A 21,065-nucleotide genomic window follows, 5' to 3' on the forward strand; every position below is an offset into this window, starting at 1 on the left:
CTTCGGCCGGCGGCATTGACCGCAGACCTTGTGGCTGGAATTCTCCGGTCAAACAAGGAGCCTCCATGAACCCGCTTGCCGGCGCCGCGCCGCTGACCCATTCCGCCACCCTGCGCCGCCTGCTCTACGAGGCCCTGGCCGAGCTCGGTCACGATCCGGCGGCGATCTACCGGCGCACCAACCAGCACCGCCGGCTGGTGCCGCCACCCAGCGAGGGCCGCCTCAGCCATGACGAGGCGCCGCTGTTCTGGCTGGCCGCCGATGCATTGACCGGCGATGCCGATATCGGCCTGCACCTGGGCGAGGTGATGAAGCCGCGCCTGCTCGATGTGGTCGGCTACCTGCTGCTGGCCAGCCGTGATCTGCAGCAGGCGCTGGACAGCTTCCTGCAGTTCCAGCACATCCTCGCCGGCGGCTTCGTCGCCCAGCTGCACATCGAGGGGGAGCGCGCCTGCCTGGTGCTGGACCTCAACTACCGTGGCTTCGGCCCGCTGCGTCAGCAGATGGAATGCCTGGCCCTGCTGTTCATCAAGCTGCTGCTGCTGGTTACCGACGACGAGTTTCGTTTCGACGCTCTCGACTTCCGCCATGCGCGTCCAAAACGAGTGACCGAGCACCGCCGGCTGTTCGGCTTGCTGCCGAACTTCGCCCGCGAGCATGACGCCCTGTGGTTCCCTGCTGCGCTGCTCAAGCGCCCCTCGCGCAATGCCAACCCCGCGCTGCATCGCATGCTCTGGCAGCACGCCGAGGTGGAGCTGGCCGCCCTGGTGGAAAACGATCTGCTCAATCGCCTGAGCTACCTGATCGGCGTGCGCCTGGGTCGCGCCGACTGCTCACTGCAGGCCTGCGCGGCCGAACTGGGCATGCCGCCAGCGGCCCTGCAGCGCGGCCTGGCCGCCCAGGGCAGTCACCTGCGCCAGGTGCGCGAGGCGATCCAGCAGGCACGCGCCCATGCGCTGCTGCAGGATGGCCAGGCGATCCGCGAGGTGGCGCGCGCCTGCGGCTTCGCCGAGCTGTCACCGTTCTACCGGGCGTTCAGGCGCTGGTACGGCATCGCCCCGGATGCCTATCGGGCCAAGCTGCTGCAGGAGAATGGGCGTAGGAGAGAGCCGGCGGATCAGCTCTGAATGGTCGCCGCCGGGTTGATCACGCGGCCCAGGCCGAGGTTGCGCAGGGCCAGGTGCAGGGTGCTGTGGATCACCTGGGGGTTGTCGATGGCCAGCAGGTGGCCGAGCAGTTCCTTGGCGCGGGTCGAGCTGATCTGGCGCAGCAGCCACTTCACCTTGGGCAGGTTGGTGGCGTTCATCGACAGGCTGTCGAAGCCCATGGCCAGCAGCAGTACGGCGGCGGCTGGGTCGCCGGCCATCTCGCCACAGATGCTCACCGGCTTGCCTTCGGCATGCGCGCCATCGACCACCAGTTTCAGTGCGTGCAGCACGGCCGGGTGGAGGAAGTCGTAGAGGTCGGCGACCCGTGGGTTGTTGCGGTCCACCGCCAGCAGGTACTGCGTCAGGTCATTCGAGCCGACCGAGAGGAAGTCGACCTGTCGCGCCAGATCGCGCACCTGGTAGACGGCGGCGGGAATCTCGATCATCACGCCCACCGGCGGCATCGGGATGTCCACGCCCTCGTCGCGTACTTCGCCCCAGGCGCGATGAATCAGGTGCAGCGCCTCTTCCATCTCCTGCATGCCGGAGATCATCGGCAGGAGGATGCGCAGGTTGTTCAGGCCCTCGCTGGCCTTGAGCATGGCGCGTACCTGGACCAGGAAGATTTCCGGGTGGTCGAGGGTGATGCGAATGCCGCGCCAGCCGAGGAAGGGGTTCTCTTCCTTGATCGGGAAGTAGGACAGGGCCTTGTCGCCGCCGATATCCAAGGTGCGCATGGTCACCGGCAGCGGATGGAAGGCGGCCAACTGCTCGCGGTAAGTGGCCAACTGCTCCTTCTCGCTGGGGAAGCGCTCGCCGTTCATGAACGGCACTTCGGTGCGGTACAGGCCAACGCCTTCGGCGCCGCGTTCCTGGGCGCGCTTCACGTCGGCCAGCAGGCCGGTGTTGACCCACAGCGGCAGGCGCTGGCCGTCCAGCGTCTCGCACGGCAGTTCGCGCAGGGCGTTGAGGCCCTGGGCCAGCTGGCGTTCCTCCTCGACCACTTCGGCGTACTGCTTGCGCAGCAGCTCGCTGGGGTTGGTGAATACTTCGCCGTGGTAGCCGTCGACGATCAACTGGATGCCGTCGACCTTGGAATAGGGCAGGTCGACCACGCCCATGACCGTGGGAATGCCCATGGCGCGGGCGAGGATGGCGACATGGGAGTTGCCCGAGCCCTGCACCGAGATCAGGCCGACCAGTTTGCCTTCCGGCACCTGGCCGAGCATGGCTGGTGACAGCTCCTCGCTGACCAGAATGGTGTTGTCCGGGTAGACCAGGTTCTGCTTGCGTTCTTCCTGCAGGTAGGCGAGCAGGCGGCGGCCGAGGTCACGCACGTCGCTGGCGCGCTCGCGCAGGTAGGCGTCGTCCATCAGCTCGAAGCGCGAGACGTGCTCGTTGACCACCTGGCGCAAAGCGCCCTGGGCCCACTGGCCGGCCCTGATGACCTTGCGTACCTCGTTACCAAGGGCGTTGTCGTCGAGCATCATCAGGTACACGTCGAACAGCGCCAGTTCTTCCTTGCGCAGCTGGCTGGCGAGTTTGGCGGACAGCTCCTGCATGTCCTCGCGCACCCATTCCAGAGCTTTGCCGAACACTTCCAGTTCGGCCTCGATGTCGTCGATGGCCTTGTCCGGCACCACGTTGAGGTCGGCCGGTGGCAGCACCACCACCGCGGTACCCACGGCCGCGCCGGGGGCGCCGGGCACGCCGACGAAGCGCGCTTCCTGGATGCCCTTGCCCTGCTTGCCCAGGCCGCGGATCGAGCCGGTGGCCTCGGCGTGGGCGATGACGCCGGCGAGTTGGGCGCTCATGGTGACCAGGAAGGCTTCTTCGCCCTCGTCGAACTGGCGACGCTCCTTCTGCTGCACCACCAGTACGCCCATCACCCGACGGTGGTGGATGATCGGCGCGCCGAGGAAGGAGGCGTAGCGTTCTTCGCCGGTCTCGGGGAAATACATGTAGCGCGGGTGTTCGGAGGCGTGCTCGAGGTTGAGCGGCTCCTCGCGGGTGCCCACCAGGCCGACCAGGCCTTCGTTGGGCGCCATGCTGACCTTGCCGATGGAGCGCTTGTTGAGGCCGTCGGTGGCCATCAGCACGAAGCGTTTGGTCTCGGCATCGAGCAGGTAGACGGAGCAGACCTGGCTGCCCATGGCCTCTTTCACCCGTTGCACGATGATCGTCAGCGCCGCCTTGAGATCCTTGGCGGCGTTTACTTCCTGGACGATCTTGCGCAGGGTGTTGAGCATGGCTCGCTATCGAACTCCGTCAGTCGCGCGCCAGCAGGCGCGGGGCTAATTCCTTCAGGGCGCGACGGTAGACCTCGCGCTTGAATGTCACTACCTGGTTCAGCGGGTACCAGTAACTCACCCAGCGCCAGCCATCGAACTCCGGCTTGCCGGTCAGGTCCATGCGCACCCGGCTCTCGTCGCCGGTCAAGCGCAGGAGAAACCACTTCTGTTTCTGCCCGATGCACAGCGGCTGGCTGTGGGTGCGCACCAGGCGCTGGGGCAGACGATAACGCAACCAGCCCCGGGTGCAGGCGAGAATCTTCACATCCTGCTGTTCCAGGCCGACTTCCTCGTTCAGCTCGCGGTACAGCGCCTGCTCGGCCGACTCGTTGGGGTTGATGCCGCCCTGGGGAAACTGCCAGGCATCCTGGTTGATCCGCCGCGCCCACAGCACCTGGCCAATATCATTGGTCAGGATGATGCCGACATTAGGGCGAAAACCATCGGAATCAATCACGGCACAGCACCTCGAAAACGCATGTTTCGGCATTGTTCCACAAAGCCCGCGGGCGCAGCAAACGCGCGGCTCGGCTAATGGGCAGTGGCGGTGAAAGCGGCTATTCTGACGCCCCCTCATGACCCTCCGAACCAGGTAATCCGACGTGCGCCTTGCTCTCTTCGACCTCGACAACACCCTGCTCGCCGGCGACAGCGACCACAGCTGGGGCGAATTTCTCTGCGACACCGGCCGGGTCGATGCCGTCGAGTACCGCGCGCGCAACGACGCCTTCTATGCCGATTACTGCGCCGGCAAGCTGGACGTGGTGGCCTACCAGAGCTTCACCCAGGCCATCCTCAGCCGCACCGATGCCGCCGAGCTGGCGCGCTGGCAGGCCGAGTTCATGACGGAGGTGATCGAGCCGATCATCCTGGCCAAGGGCGAGGCGTTGCTGCAGCAGCACCGCGAGGCGGGCGACAAGCTGGTGATCATCACCGCCACCAACCGCTTCATCACCGCGCCGATCGCCGCGCGCCTGGGCGTCGACACGCTGCTGGCCACCGAGTGCGGTATGGAAAACGGCCGCTACACTGGCCAGGTCGCCGGCGTGCCCTGCTACCAGGAAGGCAAGGTGACGCGGATGCAGCAGTGGCTGGCCGAGACCGGCCTGAGCCTGGATGGCAGCTACTTCTACAGCGACTCGCGCAACGACCTGCCGCTGCTGCAGGCCGCCTCGCATCCCGTTGCGGTCGATCCGGACGATACTCTGCGCGCCATCGCCGTCGGGCGGGGTTGGCCGGTGCTTAGCCTGCGCTGAAGCGCCAAGGCTCGCATCGCTGGGCTGTCCGTAGGGCGGGTGAAACCCGCGTAAGCCATGCTGCGCGGGTTTCACCCGCCCTACGCCATCACAGCGGCTTGGTCACCATCAGCCAGAAGATCGCGATAAAGGCGATAAAGGCCGGCCAGCCCAGCACGAACCAGATGCGCATATAGCGGTTGGCCCGCTCCGGTAGCTGGCCACCATCGCGTAATGCCTCGACGGCCATGTCGCGCACGCGGATCTGCAGCCACAGCACCGGCAGCCAGCACAGCCCCGCCAGCACGAACAGCCCGGCACTCCACAGCAGCCACGCCTGACTCAGCGGCCAGCCCGCGAGTTTTGCCAGGGCCAGGCCGCTGAGCGGCTGGAACACCGCCGTCGTCGCGATAAATAGCCAGTCGGCGGTAACCAGGTGGCGGAAGGTGGTGGCGATCACCTGCACCTCGCCGCTGCGCCAGGCGCGCAGGGCGTAGTAAGCCGAGCCCAGACCGGTGCCGAACAGCAGGGTTGAGGAGAGGATGTGCAGGGTCTTGAGCAGCAGGTAAAGACTCATGGCTGCTGCTCGTGGTGAGGGAGAGACATCAGGCCGGCTTGGCCCCCATCAGGGCGAAGATCGCCAGCAACAGGATCAGCACCAGCGCCGCGTAGGCGACCACGAAACGCAACAGCTTGGTCGATACCGCGCCGTTGGCGACGGCAACCTGCCAGGCACCCAGGCGGTTGTGCAGCAGCAGGCCGAACAGCACCAGCAGGCCGAACAGCTTGGCGCTGAACAGCAGCCAGCTGGCGCCCAGCGACAGGCCGACCGTGTGCACCAGCCACCAGCCGCTGACCGGCAGGCTCAGGGTGACCAGGCCGATGGCCGGCATGCTGTACAGGCGAGTGACCCGTAGCTTGCGGGTCAGGATCGCCGCATCCCCCGATTTGTTCGCCTTCCACAGCATAAAGGCATGGGCGATGAAGCCCGCCAGGATCAGCACGGCGGAAATCAGGTGGGCGTATTTCAGCAGCTGGTAGTGTTCCATCAGCGTTCCTTAACCGAGGAAGAGCTTGTAGGCCGGGTTGTCGGTCTCGTCCCAGTAGGGATAGCCGATGGCGTCGAAGGCAGCCGGAATCTGGTTGCGCTCGTCCGCCGGCACCTGCAGGGCGGCCAGCACACGGCCGTCGGCGGCACCGTGGTTGCGGTAGTGGAACATGGTGATGTTCCAGCGCCCACCCAGGCGGTTGAGGAAGTTGAACAGCGCGCCCGGCCGCTCGGGGAACTCGAAGCGGAACACCACCTCGTCGGCCACCGCCGCTGCATGGCCGCCGACGGTGTGACGGATATGCAGCTTGGCCAGCTCGTTGTCGGTCAGGTCGAGCACCGGGAAGCCCTGTTCACGCAGGTTCTCTACCAGCGCTTGGCGCGGGTCGTTTTCCGGGTGGGTCTGCACGCCGACGAAGATGTGCGCCTCGCGGTCGGTGTGGTAGCGGTAGTTGAACTCGGTGATCTGGCGCTTGCCGATCGCCTCGCAGAAGGCCTTGAAGCTGCCCGGCCGCTCGGGGATGGTCACGGCGATGATCGCCTCGCGCTTCTCGCCCAGCTCGGCGCGCTCGGCCACGTGGCGCAGGCGGTCGAAGTTGATGTTGGCGCCCGAGTCGATGCCCACCAGCACCTTGCCTTGCAGGCCCTCGCGCTCCACGTACTTCTTGATCCCGGCCACGGCCAGGGCGCCGGCCGGCTCGGTGATCGAGCGGGTGTCGTCGTAGATGTCCTTGATCGCCGCGCACAGCTCGTCGGTGCTGACGGTGATCACCTCGTCGACGTGATCCCTGCACACGTCGAAGCAGTGCGCGCCGATCTGGGCCACGGCCACGCCGTCGGCGAATAGCCCGACCTGCGGCAGCACCACGCGCTCGCCGGCGGCCATGGCGGCCTGCAGGCAGTTGGAATCGTCCGGCTCGACACCGATGATCTTGATCTCCGGACGCAGGTATTTCACATAGGCAGCGATGCCGGCGATCAGACCGCCGCCGCCGACCGGCACGAAGATGGCGTCCAGCTGGCCCGGCTGCTGGCGCAGGATTTCCATGGCCACGGTGCCCTGGCCGGCGATCACCAGCGGATCGTCATAGGGGTGGATGTAGGTGTAGCCCTTCTCTTCCACCAGCTTGAGCGAATGTGCCAGCGCCTCGGGGAAGGCGTCGCCGTGCAGCACCACCTTACCGCCGCGCGAGCGTACGCCCTGCACCTTCAGCTCCGGGGTGGTGCGCGGCATGACGATGGTCGCCTTCACGCCCAGGTGCTTGGCGGCCAGGGCCAGGCCCTGGGCATGATTGCCGGCGGAGGCGGTGACCACGCCACGCTCCAGTTCCTCGGCGGTCAGCTGGGCCAGCTTGTTGTAGGCGCCGCGAATCTTGAACGAGTACACCGGCTGCAGATCCTCGCGCTTGAGCAGAATCTGGTTGCCCAGCCGCTCGGTGAGCTGGCGGGCGGGTTGCAGCGGGGTTTCCACCGCGACGTCGTAGACGCGCGAGGTGAGGATCTTCTTGACGTACTGTTCGAGCATCACGGGCTTCACTGGCGGGCTTTTCACGGATTCTGGAGTCTACCCCAGCGCTTCGACCGGCGGCCACCGACAGTCCGCGGCAAAAGCCGCATATCAGTAGGCCTGTGGCGATAAAACGCAGCCGATTGCGTCGGGCAGGAGGCTATAATTCGCCCCTCCCGCATACCCCAGGCGCAGACCCCGATGACCCAGGATCAGCTCAAGCAGGCGGTGGCCCAGGCCGCCGTCGACCATATCCTTCCCCACCTCGACAGCAAGAGTGTGATCGGCGTCGGCACCGGCTCCACCGCCAACTGCTTTATCGACGCCCTGGCCCAGCACAGGATGGCCTTCGACGGCGCCGTGGCCAGCTCCGAAGCCACCGCCGCGCGCCTCAAGGGCCACGGCATTCCGGTGTACGACCTGAATGCGGTGGACGGCCTGGAGTTCTACATCGACGGTGCCGACGAGAGCGACGAGCGCCTCCATCTGATCAAGGGCGGCGGCGCCGCCCTGACCCGCGAGAAGATCGTCGCGGCGGTGGCCAAGACCTTCATCTGCATCGCCGACGCCAGCAAGCTGGTGCCGGTGCTCGGTGCCTTCCCGCTGCCGGTGGAAGTCATCCCCATGGCCCGCAGCCATGTGGCGCGCCAACTGGTGAAGCTGGGCGGCGACCCGGTGTATCGCGAGGGCGTGGTCACCGACAACGGCAACATCATCCTCGACGTGCACAACATGTCGATCACCGACCCGGTGAAGCTGGAGGCCGACATCAACGCCATCGTCGGCGTGGTCACCAACGGCCTGTTCGCCGCTCGCCCGGCTGACCTGCTGCTGCTCGGCACTCCGGACGGCGTAAAGACCCTCGAGGTCTAAGCCTGTCGCCCGGACTTCAATCCGGGTCGCCTGCCGTGTCAGTCCCGGACTGAAGTCCGGGCTACGGCCTGAGCGTAGGGCGGGCAAACCCCGCGTGACGCATTTGTGCGAGGCGACAGCCGTCCTGCGAAGAAAACCCGGCAATGGCCGGGTTTTTTCTTTTCGGGCAAAGCGGCTCGGCGCCGCTACTGCGCCGCCTGCTTCTCGAACACGTAGAACAGGTTCGGCTCGCTCACCACGTACAGCCGGCTTTGGTCGTCCGTGGCCACGCCCTCGGCCTGCGGCACGCTCTTCTTCAGGCCGTGCTGGCCACCAAGGAGCGACAGGCTGCTGATCGGCCGGCCGTCGGAGTTGATCTCCAGCACCAGGCGCGACTCGTCCGACAGGGCCAGCAGGTGGCCGGTATGGGCGTCGTAGTCGAGGCTGGAGAGGTCGCGCACGAACAGGCGGGCGTCGCGCTCGGGGTCGTCCACCACGTGCACGGCGAATGGCTTGTCCGGGTTGGTATGGGGGAAGCCGTGGATCTCGTAGATGCTCACCGGGTCGCGCTCCTTGGCGGCGAACAGGCGGTGGTTGGCGGCGTCGTAGGCCAGGCCCTCGAAGCCCTTGTTGCCGTTGAGGCCGATGCCCAGGGACAGCTGCTCGGAGTCGGCGGCGTCGACGAAATCGGTGTCGTCGTCCAGGTGCACGCGGAACAGGCGCTGCTGACGCTCGTCGGTGATCACGTAGAGGTCGCGGCTGATGTACTCGATGGCCTCCGGGTCGCCGAAACCGACCAGGGGCACGCGGCGCACGATCTCGCCGCCCAGCGACAGCTCGATGATCTCGGCGTTCTTGTTGGTCACGGTAAACAGGCTGCGGCGGTCCGGGTCGAAGGTCAGCGCCGAGACATCCGCGCTCAGGCCCTGGATCGGCTTGGCCTGCACGGTCACCCGGTAGTCCGGCAGCCAGATCGACTTGTCCTGCCACTCGGCCGCATGGCGCCATTCTTGCACCACGAACCAGCCACGTTCGAGCAGGCGCCATTGCTGGGCAACCACCAGCAGGGCCACGAGAACGAGCAATGCCAGGGTGGGCAACAGAACGCGAGCTTGAGTCAGGCGGCGCATGGACGAGGTTCCGAGTCAGAGGTGCTGCATCAAAACAGGTGCAGCTGAATTGAAGCTTAAGAAGCCTTAAGCGAAACGCCAGACGCAGTTACCGAATACCACCCCAGCGGAACGGCAGTCATGTCAGTGTTACCGGAAGAACGCATCTTGACCACCCTGCACACGGTTGCCCTGGCCGTACAGGGTCTGCAACGCATGGGGGTCGATGCCGAGCGGGTGCTGGAAGGCAGCGGCATCCCGGTCGCCGACCTGGCCAGCCCGACGCGCCTGGTCAGCCATGCCCAGGAACTGCGCGTGCTGGCCAATGCCCTGGCGGCCAGCGCCGACCCGGCCCTCGGTTTGCTGCTGGGCAAGCGCATGCACGTCTCGGCCTACGGTATGCTCGGCTACACCCTGCTGGCCAGCCGCAATCTTGGCGAAGCCCTGCGCCTGGCTATCGCCCATCCCGCGCTGCTCGGCACCTATTTCCGCCTGGAGCTGCAGGCGGTCGGCGACGAGGTCCGCCTGAGCGCTAGTGGCTATCGCTACGATCCGGCGCTACGCCAATTCAACATCGAGCTTTGCCTGACCTCGCTGCTCACCGTGGTGCAGGACCTGCTCGGCGAGTCGGTGCGCCCGCGTCGCCTGCTGCTGGAGTACCCAGCGCCTGCGCATGCGGCCAGTTACAGCGAGCGACTCGGCTGCCCGGTGGAGTTCGATGCCGGCTGCAACGCCCTGTGCTTCAACCCCAAGTTGCTCGAACGCACGTTGCCGCTGGCCGATCCGGTCAGCCACCAGCATGGTTTGCAGCAGTGCATGCAACTGGAGGCGCAGCTGCACAGTCGTCACGACCTGCGCGATCTGATCCGCCAGCAGCTGTCCGGCGACCTGAGCGAATGCTCCACTTTGGAACGTGTCGCCACCCGCCTGCACCGTTCCGAGCGAACCTTGCGGCGTCACCTGCAGCAGCTCAATACCAGTTTCCAGCACCTGCTCGACGAGGTGCGCTATGACAAGGCGCGCCAGCTGCTGCTCAACACCGACAAGCCGATCTACCTGATCGCCGAAGAGCTCGGCTACAGCGAGACGGCCAGCTTCCGTCATGCCTTCCAGCGCTGGAGCGGGCTGGCGCCGAGCGAACTGCGCCGCTGATTGACCGGGGACAAGAAGCTGACGCAGTCGCGGTTCTAGACTGCCGCGCATTCACCTGCGCGGAGCGCCCATCCCATGATCCACGATGTCGCCATCATCGGCGCCGGCCCGGCCGGCCTGTGCCTGGCTCGTGCCCTGTCCGGGCATGGCCTCTCGGTTGTACTGCTGGAACGCCAGACTGAGCAGGAGCTGGCCGAGCCGGCCTTCGACGGCCGCGAGATCGCCTTGACCCATGCCTCCCAGAAGCTGCTGGAAAAACTCGGCCTGTGGCAGCGGCTTCCCGCCGACGAGGCCGCCGTGCTGCGCGACGCCCAGGTGCTCAACGGCCCCTCGCTGTTCGCCCTGCAGATCCACGCCGAGCAGGCCGGCGCCGAGCGCCTCGGTCATCTGGTGGCCAACCGGGCGATTCGCCGCGCCGCCTTCGACGCGGTCGCCGAGTGCGCCGATGTGCAGTTGCGTTGCGAGGCTTCGGTACGAGCGATTCGCCATGCCGAGCGCGAGGTGCCGCTGGAACTGGCCAATGGCGAGGTACTGCGCACGCGCCTGCTGGTCGCCGCCGACAGCCGCTTCTCCGAGACCCGCCGCCAGCTCGGCATCGGCGCCCGGCTCAAAGATTTCGGCAAGACCATGCTGGTGTGCCGTATGCACCACCAGAAGCCGCACCGACAGACCGCCTGGGAATGGTTCGGCTACGGCCAGACCCTGGCCCTGCTACCGCTCAACGGCAACCAATCCTCCGTGGTGCTGACCCTGCCGCCGCGCGAGATCGAGCGGCTGCGCGGGCTGGACGAACAGGCCTTCGCCCGCGAGATGGAGCAGCGCTTCGACCGTCGCCTGGGTGCCATGCAACTGGCCAGCGAGCGCCACGCCTATCCGCTGATCGGTGCCTACGCCGAGAAGCTGGTCGGCCCGCGCTGCGCCTTGATTGGCGATGCCGCCGTTGGCATGCACCCGGTTACCGCCCACGGCTTCAACTTTGGTCTGGGCAGCGTGCAGCGGCTAAGTGCAGCGGTGCTGACTGCCCATGCCCGCGGCGAAGATATCGCCACACCGGCGGTGCTGGCCCGTTACGAGCGCCAGCACCGCCTGGCGACCTGGCCGCTGTACCAGGCCACCAACCTGCTGGTGGATATGTATACCGACGACCGTCTGCCGGTCAGGCTACTGCGCGGTGCAGGATTGCGGGTGGCGCAGGGACTGTTGCCGTTGAAGAAAGGAATTGCGCGGCATCTGACGGCGCGGGGCTGAGTGTATGTACCTGTTGGACTCATACAGCCTGGCCCAGCTGGAAGATCGGCAGATACATCGCAAGGATCAGTAGCGGAATGATGATGACAAGTCCGCCAGCGCCCACCAGGCAGGCGGCTAGGGGACGCTGCTTGGCGCGCGGCCAGAAGAGCCAGACGGCGATAACTAGCAGCGGCAGCAGCCAGAGCCCCAGGTGCTGGTCGATGGCGATGCGGGTCAGCAGTGGCAATTGCGCTCCGAAGCTCGAGAAAACCTGCTGGAACTGGGGGATCACCATTGTCGGGGCGAGCGCGGTGAGCAGGGCGCAGACAAGTCCTACGATCGGCAGAATAATCGACGTGATGCCGGGTCCGGACGCCGGGCCGACTTCAACGGATGATTGGGGTGGGCGGTATGGATGGTTCATGGGTTGCTCTAAGCATCATGCTCGGCCGGACGGGCGAATCGTTCAGGGGTGGTCGATATGCCACTGCAGGTACTGGGTTCGTTCCCGCGTCTGTTTCAAAAGGCATGCAGTGTAGAGGGTGCCAAAACCGCTCCCCATGATCGAGTCGTAGGTTTCGAATTGGCAGCCTTCGTCTCGAAGGGTGATCCAGGCGATTTGCGCCTTCTTCAGATAAATGTCCTGCGACTCCACGCTCTCGTTGGCGACAGCGCCGTCATTTCTGTAACGAGCCATCAGTGATTTGTAGCTGGAGTTCAACTACGCGTCGGCAGCTTTCAGCTGCTCCTGCATGCACGTATACATGTCGCTTTCGGTATTGCTGGAACGACAGGGAGCGAACTCTGAGATATCCGCGCCATTTGCAGTAGCTAATAAGACAAGCGTCAGCCAGGCCAGCCTCTGGGTGGTTCGGGCGAGTGTATGGCGAATGTCGCCGCGCAATCTTCTTGATTGCCAAGGTTCTCTATTTACCACTTGCAGTCCTTTGCCTATTTTCGGCGCTTTTTGAAGTGTTCTCGCGAGACGGCGTAAGCCGTTTGGCCCGGCCGCAGATTATCGGCTATGGCGTATGCGCAACAACTTGGCCACATCTATCCCCTTTTGACCGCATCTATCGTTCTGCCGCCAGCACTGCGCTGCCTAGAATCGATCACAGAGCCATTTGGCCCTTCCTGCCTCTTAATCACCAATAAAAACAATTGGTTAGGAGCTAATTGCGGATGAGCAGTGCGATCTCGATCGAAACCCTGAGCATGGAGTACGGCGCCGGCGGCAGTGGCCACAAGGCCCTGGACGGTGTCTCGCTGGAAATCCGCGACAATGAATTCTTCACCCTGCTGGGGCCATCCGGCTGCGGCAAGACCACGCTGCTGCGGCTGATCGCCGGCTTCGAGCAGCCCAGCGCCGGGGTGATTCGCCTGTACGGCGAGCCGATGCAGGACCTCCCGCCCTTCCGCCGCCCGGTCAATACCGTGTTCCAGAGCTATGCGCTGTTCCCGCACATGACGGTGGCGCAGAACATCGGCTTCGGCCTGGAGATGCAGGGCAAGCCCAAGGGCGAGATCGTCGCCACGGTGGAGCGCATGCTGGCGCTGGTGAAGCTGCCGGACGTCGGCAACCGCCGCGCCGACCAGCTATCCGGTGGCCAGCAGCAGCGCATCGCCCTGGCCCGCGCGCTGGCCAGCCGGCCCAAGGTGCTGCTGCTCGACGAGTCGCTCTCCGCGCTGGACATGAAGCTGCGCAAGGAGATGCAGATCGAGCTCAAGCGCCTGCAGGCCGAGACCGGCATCACCTTCATCTTCGTCACCCACGACCAGGAAGAAGCGCTGACCATGTCCGATCGCATCGCGGTGATGAGCAAGGGGCGCATCCTGCAGATCGGCACGCCGAGCGAGATCTACGAGAGCCCGGTGAACCGCACCGTGGCCGATTTCATCGGCGAGACCAACTTCCTAGAAGCCGACCCGTTCGCCAGTGGTGCGCGCCTAGCCGATGGCCAGGTGCTGAATCTGGCCGGTGTGCCGCAGAGTGGGCGGGTGACCTTGGCGATTCGTCCGGAGCGCATCAGCCTGAGCGAGTCCGGCAACCTGGCCGGCGAGGTGGAGGAGGTGGTGTATATCGGCACCGACACCCTCTACCTGCTCAAGGTCGCCGGCCAGTCCGGCTTCCGCGTGCGCCAGCAGAATCGTGGCGGCATCAGCCAGCCGCTGCCGCGTGGTGCCCAGGTGCGCCTGGACGTGCCGGCCGCCGCCGTCCGGGTGCTGAGCGAATGAGTACGCCCCGGCAACTGGCCGAGCGCCGCCAGCTGCTGCGCCGCCTCGGCCTGATCGCGCCAGGCATGGCAGTGCTGCTGGTGTTCCTGCTCGCGCCGCTGGCGATCATGCTGCTGGTGTCCTTCCTGCAGCCCGGCGAGTACGGCGGGGTGAAGTGGGGCGAGTACTCGGTGGAGGCCTACGTCAGCTTCCTCTACGAGCGCGATTTCGACGACAGCCTGGTGTTCAACACCGACTACCTGGGCATCTTCCAGCGTTCCTTCTGGCTGGCTGTGGCGACCACCGCCGGCTGCCTGCTGATCGGCTTCCCCACCGCGTTGTACCTGGCGCTGCAGAGCGAGAAGAAGCGCAACCTGCTGCTGTTCCTGGTCACCGTGCCGTTCTGGACCAACCTGCTGGTGCGGGTCTATGCCTGGATGTTGCTGCTGCGCAACGGCGGGCTGGTGGACGGCGTGCTGGGCGTGTTCGGCGTGCCCGAGGGCAGCGTTGGCCTGCTCTACAGCAATGGCGCGGTGATGATAGGCCTGCTCTACAGCTTCCTGCCGTTCATGGTGCTGCCGATCTACACCAGCCTGGAGAAGCTCGACTGGCGCCTGGTGGAGGCGGCCTTCGACCTCGGTGCCAACCGCTGGCAGGCACTGAAGAGGGTGATCCTGCCGCTGGCGCTGCCGGGCATGTTGGCCGGCGCGACCCTGGTGTTCATCCCGGCGCTGGGCAACTACATCATTCCCGAGCTGCTTGGCGGCGGTAAGGCGCTGATGATCGGTAACCTTGTGCAGCTGCAGTTCGGCTCCGGGCACAACTGGCCGCTGGGTTCGGCGCTGGCTTTCTCGCTGTTCAGCCTGGTGCTGCTGGCCCTGCTGTTCAACGGCCTGCGCCAGCGTGGCCAGGAGGTTCGCGCATGAACCTGCAGGGCCCGCTGTGGCGCTTCACCGGCGTGCGCCCGGCCGCCTGGGCGTTCTTCGCCTTCCTCTACATCCCGATCCTGGTGCTGGTGGCGCTGAGCTTCAACGCCGGGCAGTCGGCCACCCTGTGGCAGGGCTTCAGCTTCAAGTGGTACTCGGTGGTGGCCAACGACCCGGAGATCCTGCGGGCGGCGAAGAACTCGCTGATCGTCGCGGTCTGCGCCACGCTGATCTCCACCTGCCTGGCGACCCTGGCGGCGCTGGGCATGCATGGCCGGCGCTTCCGTGGCCAGGGCGCCCTGCAGGGCGTGCTCGGCCTGCCGTTGCTGGTGCCGGACATCGTCTGCGCGGTGGCCATCCTGATGTTCTTCGCCTTCATCGGGCTGAAGCTGTCGCTGCTGACCATCCTCATCGCCCACGTGGTGTTCTGCACGCCGTTCGCCTACCTGCCGATCCGCGCCCGCCTGCAGGGCATGGACCCACGCCTGCTGGAGGCCGCCGCCGATCTGTATGCCTCGCCCTGGCGGGCGTTCTGGCGGATCAGCTTCCCGCTGCTGCTGCCCGGCATCCTCTCCGGCGCGATGCTGGCCTTCATCATCTCGATGGACGACTTCGTCATCACCTACTTCGTTGCCGGTGCCGGTTCGACCACCCTGCCGGTGTACATCTTCAGCTCCATCCGCATGGGCATATCGCCGAAGATCAATGCGATTTCCTCGATCATGCTTGTGCTTTCCATTCTGTTCGTCACCCTGTCGTACTACCTCGGCCAACGCAAACGCTAGGAGCCAGACCATGATCCGTCGTACCCCGCTCGCGCTATCCGTTGTTCTCGCCCTCGGCCTGTCCGGCGCCGCCCAGGCTGCCGGCAGTCTCAATTTCGCCAACTGGTCGGACTACTACCCGCCGGAGCTGCTGAAGAAGTTCGAGGCCGATACCGGCATCAAGGCCACCCTGGATGCCTACGACTCCAACGAGACGCTGCTGGCCAAACTCAAGGCCGGTGGTGGCAATTACGACGTGGTGGTGCCGTCGGACAGCTTCATCCAGATCATGGTCCAGGAGGACCTGCTGCAGAAGTTCGACAAGAGCAAGCTGCCGAACCTGGCCAACCTGGCGCCGACCTTCCAGAAGCTCGACTTCGACCCTGGCCACGACTACAGCGTGCCCTACCTGTGGGGCACCACCGGCTACAGCTACGACAGCGCTCAGGTGCCGGGCGGCAAGCTCGACGAGAGCTGGGGGCCGTTCTTCGCCCCGCCGGCCGAGCTGAAGGGCAAGGTGGTGGCGCTCAACTCGATGGACGACCTGTTTCCGCCGGCCGCCTTCTACCTCGGCATCGACCGCTGCACCGAGGACCCGCAGGAGGTGAAGAAGATCATGGAGCTGCTGAGCAAGCAGAAGGACATGCTCGCCATGTACAACAGCGACGGCACCATCGAGCGTATGGCCGCCGGCGAGGTGGCCATGCACCAGCAGTGGAACGGCGCCTTCCACCGGGCCAAGGAGCAGCGCGCCTCGCTGGTCTACGTCTATCCGAAGGAGGGCGTGTCCACCTTCATCGACAACTTCGTGATTCCCAAGGGCGCCACCAACGTCGAGGAGGCCCATGTGTTCATCAACTGGATGATGCAGCCGGAGAACATCGCCGCCGCCTCCAACTTCGCCAATTACAACAACGCCATCGCCGGCGCCGAGAAGTTCATGGACAAGGCGCTGTTCGAAGACCCGGCGATCAACACTCCGCAGGACAAGCTGGAGCGCCTGCGTTCGTTCAAGCTCTGCTCGCCCAAGGCCCTGGCGCTGCGCAGCAAGGTCTGGACCAAGCTGAAGAAATAAGTCGATAGCTGCAGCGCGGCGCCGTTGGCCGGCCGCGCTCGCGACGCTCTCGAAATCCCACCTAGAGAACGGACCCTAGCGAGTCCGGGGAGCCCCTCATGCTGACGATCTACAGCGACGACCATCATCTGCATCACGGCAAATACGAGCTGATCGACGGCCAGCTCACGCCCTGCTTCGAGAAACCCAGTCGCGCCGACATGGTCCTGGCGCGGGCGCAGAAGGTGAAGCTAGGCGAGGTGGCGGCGCCGCGCGAGTTCGGCCTGGCGCCGATCCTGCGGGTGCACGACGAGGGCTTCGTGCATTTCCTCAAGGACGCCTGGGCCGAATGGCAGGCCCTGGGGCGCGACTACGACATGCTGCCGTTCACCTGGCCCAACCGCCGCCTGCGTCAGACCATTCCGGACTGCATCGACGGCAAGTTCGGTTACTACAGCTTCGACGCCGGCGTGCCGATTACCGCCGGCACCTGGCAGGCGGTAAGCAGCTCGGTGAACGTGGCGCTGACCGGCCAGGCCGAGCTGGCCAAGGGCGCGCGCGGGGTGTTCTCGCTGTGCCGGCCACCGGGCCACCACGCCGCGGCGGACTACATGGGCGGCTACTGCTACTTCAACAACGCCGCCATCGCCGCCCAGGCCATGCTCGACCAGGGCGCCAGCCGGGTGGCCATCCTCGACGTCGACTACCACCACGGCAACGGCACCCAGGACATCTTCTACGACCGCGCCGACGTGCTGTTCACTTCGATCCACGGCGACCCGCGCTTCGAGTACCCGTTCTTCCTCGGTTATGCCGACGAGAAAGGCGAGGGTGTCGGCCGCGGTTTCAACTTCAACTACCCGCTGGCCGCCGGCAGCGACTGGTCGGCCTGGAGCCTGGCGCTGGCCGCCGCCTGCCGGCAGATCGCCGCCTATGCGCCGGACGCACTGATCGTCTCGCTGGGCGTGGACACCTTCAAGGAAGACCCGATCTCGCAGTTCAAGCTGGACAGCCCGGACTACCTGCGCATGGGCGAGGTCATCGGCGCGCTGGGCCTGCAGACCCTGTTCGTCATGGAAGGCGGCTACGCGGTGGAGGAGATCGGCATCAACGCCATCAACGTGTTGCAGGGCTTCGATAGCGTCGCGCGCTAGGCACTGAGTGGAAAGACAAAGCCCGCGAGATGCGTTCGCGGGCTTGTTGTTTGTGCGGGTCAGCCTTGTGGCGCGGTGAAGGGTTCATCCTTGCGGAACACGTAGAACAGGTTCGGCTCGCTGACCATGTAGATGGTGCCGTCCTCGTCCATGGCCACGCCCTCGGCGCGCGGGATGCGGCTTTCCAGACCGCTCTGGCCGCCGATCAGGCTGATGAAGCTGACCGGCTCGCCACGCTCGTCCAGCTCCAGCAGCAGGTGCGACTGGGCGGAGAGGGCGAGGATATGCCCGGTGCGCGGGTCGACGCTGAGCGCCGACAGGTTGCGCATGCCCAGGCCATAGCTGGGCAGCGGTTGCAGCTGGTCGTCGAGCAGGTGCTGGCCGTCGCTGCTCAGGCTGAACATGCGCGGCGTGCGCTCCTTGCCCAGCAGCAGGCGCTGCTGCGCCGGGTCCCAAGCGATGCCTTCGAAGCCCTTGTTGCCGGCGTCGGGAAAGCCCAGGTCGAAGGGCTTGGCGTCGGCCAGGTCGAGTTCGCGGGTCAACGGGTTCAGTTCGAAGATCGACAGATTGCGCCGGCGCTCGTCGGCCACGGCGATATTGCCGTTCTCCAGCACCGCCACGCCCTCCGGATTGGAGAAGCCCTTGAGCACGATGCGGCGCAGCACCTCGCCGCTGCGACTCAGTTCCACCAGCATCGGCAGCTTGCCGGTGACGGTGAACAGGGTGCCGGTGATCGGGTTGTAGGTCAGGTCGGAGGTCTCGTCTTCCTCCAGTCCGGCCAGTGGCTTGCCTTCGACGCTGGCCTTGTAGCCGGGCAGCCAGATGCTGGCGGCACGCTCGGCGGTCGGCACGCTCTGCTCCTTGAACCACAGCAGGGCGCGGTCGTCCCAGTGCAGGTAGCGGGTCAGGGCGGCGGTGCAGGCGAGGGTGACGACCAGCGCCAGGGTCAGGCGCCGCTGGCGGGGTAGGGAGAGGCTGAGAGACATCGAATATTGCTCGGGAGATCGAGCCTGTCAGACTACTCGGCGCTGGTGAAAGTTCTGTGAAGAGCGGCGGAGTGGCTCCGCCGCGGCTGCTCTCAGAGGACGCGGGTGGCGAAATGCGACAGGCCGACCAGCTCGATCTCCAGGCTCTCGCCGCTGGCCAGCGGGCCGACCCCGGCCGGGGTGCCGGTGGACACCACGTCGCCCGGTTGCAGGCTGAAGTGGCCGGCGATGTGCTGGATCAGGCCGATGATCGGGTTGAGCATGTCGCGGCTGTTGCCGTCCTGGCGGACCTGGCCGTCGATGGACAGGCGGATGCCGATGTCGCGCACATCTTCCACTGCGTCGGCGGCGACGAAGGGGGCGAGCACGTAGGCGCCGTCGAAGGACTTGGACAGCTCCCAGGGCAGGCCTTTCTCCTTGAGCTTGGCCTGCACGTCGCGCAGGGTCAGGTCCAGGGCGGGGGCAAAGCCGGAGATGGCGTCGCGCACTTCTTCCTCGGACGGCTTCTTCGACAGCGGCTTGCCGATCAGCACGGCGATCTCCGCCTCGAAATGCACGGCGCCGCGGTCGGCCGGAATGGCGAAGCTGTCGTTCAGCGGCACGGTGCAGCTGCCCGGCTTGATGAACAGCAGCGGCTCGGTCGGAATCGGGTTGTTCAGCTCGGCGGCATGCTCGGCGTAGTTGCGCCCGACGCAGACCACCTTGCCCAGCGGGAAGTGGATCGGCGTGCCGTCGGTGTACTGGTGCTGGTAGCTCATTGGGCCACTCCTCGGGTGGGATTCTGGCTCCCTCTCCCTCCGGGAGAGGGCTGGGGTGAGGGTATCGCAGGCGGCTCGGCGTGGCCTGGAAATCCCTCACCCCCGGCCCCTCTCCCAAGGGGAGAGGGGTGGTAAGGCTCAGAGCGGGAAGATCTTGCCCGGATTCATGATGCCGTTCGGGTCGAACACCTGCTTGATCGCCTTCATGTAGCCGATCTCGGCTTCCGAGCGGCTGTAGTGAAGGTAGTCGCGCTTGGTCATGCCCACGCCGTGCTCGGCGGAGATAGAGCCGTTGTACTTCTGCACGGTCTCGAACACCCACTGGTTGACCACGGCGCACTTGGCGAAGAAGTCGTCCTTGGACAGGTTCTCCGGCTTGAGGATGTTCAGGTGCAGGTTGCCGTCGCCGATATGGCCGAACCACACCACTTCGAAGTCTGGGTAGTTGGCTTCGACGATGCGGTCAATGTCGTGCAGGAAGGCCGGGACCTGGCCGACGGTGACCGAGATGTCGTTCTTGTACGGCGTCCAGTGGCTGATGGTCTCGGAGATGTACTCGCGCAGCTTCCACAGGTTCTGCAGCTGCTGCTCGCTCTGACTCATCACGCCGTCGACGACCCAGCCCTGCTCGACGCAGTGCTCGAAGGTCGCCAGGGCCTGCTCGGCGACTTCCTCGGTGGTGGCCTCGAATTCCAGCAGGGCGTAGAACGGGCAGTCGGTCTCGAACGCCGGCGGCACGTCGCCACGGGCCATAATCTTGGCCAGGGCCTTGTCCGAGAAGAACTCGAAGGCAGTCAGGTCGAGCTTGTTCTGGAAGGCGTGCAGTACCGGCATGATCGAGTCGAAGTCCGGGGTGCCGAGCACCATCGCGGTGAGGTTCTTCGGCGCGCGCTCCAGGCGCATGGTCGCTTCGACCACGAAGCCCAGGGTGCCCTCGGCGCCGATGAACAGCTGGCGCATGTCGTAGCCGGTGGCATTCTTGATCAGGTCGCGGTTCAGCTCCAGCAGCTCGCCGGTACCGGTGACGACCTTGAGGCCGGCCACCCAATTGCGGGTCATGCCGTAGCGGATCACCTTGATGCCGCCGGCGTTGGTGCCGATGTTGCCGCCCAGCTGGCTGGAGCCGGCGGAGGCGAAGTCCACCGGGTAGTACAGGCCCTTGTCCTCGGCGTACATCTGCAGCTGCTTGGTCACCACGCCCGGCTGGCACACCACGGTGCGGTCGAATTCGTTGAATTCGAGGATCTGGTTCATGTAGTCGAAGGCCACCACCACTTCGCCGTTGGCGGCAACTGCGGCGGCGGAAAGCCCGGTGCGGCCGCCGGACGGCACCAGGGCAACCTTGTGCTGGTTGGCCCAGCGCACGATGGCCTGCACCTGCTCGGTGGTCTTGGGGAAGACGATGGCGCTCGGGGCGGGGGCGAAATGCTTGGTCCAATCCTTGCCGTAGGCGTTGAGGGAGTCGGCGTCGGTCAGCACCTTGCCGGGTTCCACCAGGGTCTTCAGCTCATCGATCAGGGCAGGATTGGTCATCTGGGAACTCTCAAACGATTCATGGTCACCCTGAGAACGCTTCATCGGTCAGGGGTGGCGGTTTCGCGGGGCTCGTATGCTAGCATACGCACCCCGCCAATCGT

21 protein-coding genes are annotated in these 21,065 nt (G+C 65.6%); 10 read left to right on the plus strand and 11 right to left on the minus strand.

Features of this window, described 5'->3' with window-relative positions; all coding sequences use genetic code 11:
• Positions 1-65 precede the first annotated feature (65 nt).
• Positions 66-1,127 (plus strand): AraC family transcriptional regulator, encoded by a 1,062-nt coding sequence (locus N7607_RS07755; protein WP_279865635.1) that lies wholly within the window; start codon positions 66-68, stop codon positions 1,125-1,127.
• Here the strand turns inward: N7607_RS07755 and ptsP are convergent.
• Positions 1,118-3,397, minus strand: a complete 2,280-nt coding sequence (gene ptsP, locus N7607_RS07760) for a phosphoenolpyruvate--protein phosphotransferase (RefSeq protein WP_279865634.1) — start codon at positions 3,395-3,397, stop codon at positions 1,118-1,120. The genes N7607_RS07755 and ptsP overlap by 10 nt on opposite strands.
• Positions 3,398-3,416: 19 nt before the next feature.
• On the minus strand, positions 3,417-3,896 hold the full coding sequence (locus tag N7607_RS07765) for an RNA pyrophosphohydrolase (RefSeq protein ID WP_043309993.1): 480 nt from the start codon (positions 3,894-3,896) through the stop codon (positions 3,417-3,419).
• Between the two features lie 145 nt (positions 3,897-4,041).
• On the opposite strand from N7607_RS07765, the gene N7607_RS07770 reads away from it, so the two are divergent.
• Positions 4,042-4,695 (plus strand): HAD-IB family hydrolase, encoded by a 654-nt coding sequence (locus tag N7607_RS07770; protein ID WP_279865633.1) that lies wholly within the window; start codon positions 4,042-4,044, stop codon positions 4,693-4,695.
• Between the two features lie 88 nt (positions 4,696-4,783).
• Here the strand turns inward: N7607_RS07770 and N7607_RS07775 are convergent, their stop codons facing one another.
• Genes N7607_RS07775 through ilvA form a run of 3 tightly spaced genes read right to left on the minus strand, consistent with a single transcriptional unit; the run spans position 4,784 to position 7,247 of the window.
• Positions 4,784-5,251 carry a DUF2269 domain-containing protein gene (locus tag N7607_RS07775; RefSeq protein WP_279865632.1) on the minus strand — a complete coding sequence of 156 codons (468 nt, stop codon included), beginning with the start codon at positions 5,249-5,251 and terminating at the stop codon, positions 4,784-4,786.
• Between the two features lie 28 nt (positions 5,252-5,279).
• Complete coding sequence (locus N7607_RS07780) at positions 5,280-5,723, minus strand: DUF2269 family protein (RefSeq protein ID WP_279865631.1); 444 nt, start codon at positions 5,721-5,723, stop codon at positions 5,280-5,282.
• Positions 5,724-5,732: 9 nt separating this feature from the next.
• Entirely contained in the window at positions 5,733-7,247 is a 1,515-nt protein-coding gene (ilvA, locus tag N7607_RS07785; RefSeq protein ID WP_279865630.1) for a threonine ammonia-lyase, biosynthetic, read from the minus strand.
• Between the two features lie 183 nt (positions 7,248-7,430).
• Here ilvA and rpiA point away from each other — a divergent pair, with 183 nt between their 5' ends.
• A complete protein-coding gene (gene rpiA / locus N7607_RS07790) occupies positions 7,431-8,102 on the plus strand; it encodes a ribose-5-phosphate isomerase RpiA (protein WP_279865629.1) in 672 nt (223 codons plus the stop codon).
• Positions 8,103-8,287: 185 nt separating this feature from the next.
• Here the strand turns inward: rpiA and N7607_RS07795 are convergent, their stop codons facing one another.
• Complete coding sequence (locus N7607_RS07795; RefSeq protein WP_279865628.1) at positions 8,288-9,211, minus strand: SdiA-regulated domain-containing protein; 924 nt, start codon at positions 9,209-9,211, stop codon at positions 8,288-8,290.
• Positions 9,212-9,331: 120 nt separating this feature from the next.
• Between N7607_RS07795 and N7607_RS07800 the strand changes: the two genes are divergently transcribed.
• The gene (locus N7607_RS07800) at positions 9,332-10,342 is read left to right on the plus strand and encodes an AraC family transcriptional regulator (RefSeq protein ID WP_279865627.1); all 1,011 of its coding nucleotides are present in this window, start codon (positions 9,332-9,334) and stop codon (positions 10,340-10,342) included.
• A gap of 75 nt (positions 10,343-10,417) precedes the next feature.
• Positions 10,418-11,590 (plus strand): 5-demethoxyubiquinol-8 5-hydroxylase UbiM, encoded by a 1,173-nt coding sequence (ubiM, locus tag N7607_RS07805; RefSeq protein WP_279865626.1) that lies wholly within the window; start codon positions 10,418-10,420, stop codon positions 11,588-11,590.
• A 19-nt stretch (positions 11,591-11,609) separates the two neighbouring features.
• Here the strand turns inward: ubiM and N7607_RS07810 are convergent, their stop codons facing one another.
• Both N7607_RS07810 and N7607_RS07815 read right to left on the minus strand, forming a co-directional pair.
• Positions 11,610-11,996, minus strand: coding sequence for a hypothetical protein (locus tag N7607_RS07810; protein WP_279865625.1), 387 nt, complete (start codon positions 11,994-11,996; stop codon positions 11,610-11,612).
• Between the two features lie 42 nt (positions 11,997-12,038).
• A complete protein-coding gene (locus N7607_RS07815) occupies positions 12,039-12,293 on the minus strand; it encodes a lysozyme inhibitor LprI family protein (RefSeq protein ID WP_279865624.1) in 255 nt (84 codons plus the stop codon).
• A gap of 461 nt (positions 12,294-12,754) precedes the next feature.
• Between N7607_RS07815 and N7607_RS07820 the strand changes: the two genes are divergently transcribed.
• From N7607_RS07820 to N7607_RS07840, 5 genes are all read left to right on the plus strand, one after another.
• Positions 12,755-13,807 carry an ABC transporter ATP-binding protein gene (locus N7607_RS07820; RefSeq protein WP_279865623.1) on the plus strand — a complete coding sequence of 351 codons (1,053 nt, stop codon included), beginning with the start codon at positions 12,755-12,757 and terminating at the stop codon, positions 13,805-13,807.
• A complete protein-coding gene (locus tag N7607_RS07825) occupies positions 13,804-14,712 on the plus strand; it encodes an ABC transporter permease (protein WP_279865622.1) in 909 nt (302 codons plus the stop codon). The genes N7607_RS07820 and N7607_RS07825 overlap by 4 nt, the downstream gene beginning before the upstream one ends.
• Positions 14,709-15,497: an ABC transporter permease gene (locus N7607_RS07830; RefSeq protein ID WP_279865621.1), complete on the plus strand. Its 789-nt coding sequence runs from the start codon at positions 14,709-14,711 to the stop codon at positions 15,495-15,497. The genes N7607_RS07825 and N7607_RS07830 overlap by 4 nt, the downstream gene beginning before the upstream one ends.
• Positions 15,498-15,507: 10 nt before the next feature.
• Positions 15,508-16,551 (plus strand): extracellular solute-binding protein, encoded by a 1,044-nt coding sequence (locus N7607_RS07835; protein WP_279865620.1) that lies wholly within the window; start codon positions 15,508-15,510, stop codon positions 16,549-16,551.
• Between the two features lie 98 nt (positions 16,552-16,649).
• The gene (locus N7607_RS07840) at positions 16,650-17,684 is read left to right on the plus strand and encodes a histone deacetylase family protein (RefSeq protein WP_279865619.1); all 1,035 of its coding nucleotides are present in this window, start codon (positions 16,650-16,652) and stop codon (positions 17,682-17,684) included.
• 59 nt (positions 17,685-17,743) lie between these two features.
• Here the strand turns inward: N7607_RS07840 and N7607_RS07845 are convergent, their stop codons facing one another.
• From N7607_RS07845 to N7607_RS07855, 3 genes are all read right to left on the minus strand, one after another.
• Positions 17,744-18,670: an SdiA-regulated domain-containing protein gene (locus tag N7607_RS07845; RefSeq protein ID WP_279865618.1), complete on the minus strand. Its 927-nt coding sequence runs from the start codon at positions 18,668-18,670 to the stop codon at positions 17,744-17,746.
• A 92-nt stretch (positions 18,671-18,762) separates the two neighbouring features.
• The gene (locus tag N7607_RS07850; protein ID WP_279865617.1) at positions 18,763-19,428 is read right to left on the minus strand and encodes a fumarylacetoacetate hydrolase family protein; all 666 of its coding nucleotides are present in this window, start codon (positions 19,426-19,428) and stop codon (positions 18,763-18,765) included.
• Between the two features lie 138 nt (positions 19,429-19,566).
• Positions 19,567-20,961 carry an FAD-binding oxidoreductase gene (locus N7607_RS07855; protein ID WP_279865616.1) on the minus strand — a complete coding sequence of 465 codons (1,395 nt, stop codon included), beginning with the start codon at positions 20,959-20,961 and terminating at the stop codon, positions 19,567-19,569.
• Positions 20,962-21,065: the final 104 nt, after the last annotated feature.

It is taken from the genome of Pseudomonas sp. GD04019, from assembly GCF_029837695.1.
Lineage (GTDB): Bacteria > Pseudomonadota > Gammaproteobacteria > Pseudomonadales > Pseudomonadaceae > Aquipseudomonas.

Coding starts and splice junctions, on each gene's coding strand:
- ubiM (WP_279865626.1), top strand. CDS start 10,418: ATGATCCACGATGTCGCCATCATCGGCGCCGGCCCGGCCGGCCTGTGC.
- N7607_RS07840 (WP_279865619.1), top strand. CDS start 16,650: ATGCTGACGATCTACAGCGACGACCATCATCTGCATCACGGCAAATAC.
- N7607_RS07800 (WP_279865627.1), top strand. CDS start 9,332: ATGTCAGTGTTACCGGAAGAACGCATCTTGACCACCCTGCACACGGTT.
- N7607_RS07820 (WP_279865623.1), top strand. CDS start 12,755: ATGAGCAGTGCGATCTCGATCGAAACCCTGAGCATGGAGTACGGCGCC.
- N7607_RS07845 (WP_279865618.1), bottom strand. CDS start 18,670: ATGTCTCTCAGCCTCTCCCTACCCCGCCAGCGGCGCCTGACCCTGGCG.
- N7607_RS07810 (WP_279865625.1), bottom strand. CDS start 11,996: ATGAACCATCCATACCGCCCACCCCAATCATCCGTTGAAGTCGGCCCG.
- ptsP (WP_279865634.1), bottom strand. CDS start 3,397: ATGCTCAACACCCTGCGCAAGATCGTCCAGGAAGTAAACGCCGCCAAG.
- N7607_RS07830 (WP_279865621.1), top strand. CDS start 14,709: ATGAACCTGCAGGGCCCGCTGTGGCGCTTCACCGGCGTGCGCCCGGCC.
- rpiA (WP_279865629.1), top strand. CDS start 7,431: ATGACCCAGGATCAGCTCAAGCAGGCGGTGGCCCAGGCCGCCGTCGAC.
- N7607_RS07755 (WP_279865635.1), top strand. CDS start 66: ATGAACCCGCTTGCCGGCGCCGCGCCGCTGACCCATTCCGCCACCCTG.
- N7607_RS07775 (WP_279865632.1), bottom strand. CDS start 5,251: ATGAGTCTTTACCTGCTGCTCAAGACCCTGCACATCCTCTCCTCAACC.
- N7607_RS07855 (WP_279865616.1), bottom strand. CDS start 20,961: ATGACCAATCCTGCCCTGATCGATGAGCTGAAGACCCTGGTGGAACCC.
- N7607_RS07835 (WP_279865620.1), top strand. CDS start 15,508: ATGATCCGTCGTACCCCGCTCGCGCTATCCGTTGTTCTCGCCCTCGGC.
- N7607_RS07825 (WP_279865622.1), top strand. CDS start 13,804: ATGAGTACGCCCCGGCAACTGGCCGAGCGCCGCCAGCTGCTGCGCCGC.
- N7607_RS07795 (WP_279865628.1), bottom strand. CDS start 9,211: ATGCGCCGCCTGACTCAAGCTCGCGTTCTGTTGCCCACCCTGGCATTG.
- ilvA (WP_279865630.1), bottom strand. CDS start 7,247: ATGCTCGAACAGTACGTCAAGAAGATCCTCACCTCGCGCGTCTACGAC.
- N7607_RS07850 (WP_279865617.1), bottom strand. CDS start 19,428: ATGAGCTACCAGCACCAGTACACCGACGGCACGCCGATCCACTTCCCG.
- N7607_RS07780 (WP_279865631.1), bottom strand. CDS start 5,723: ATGGAACACTACCAGCTGCTGAAATACGCCCACCTGATTTCCGCCGTG.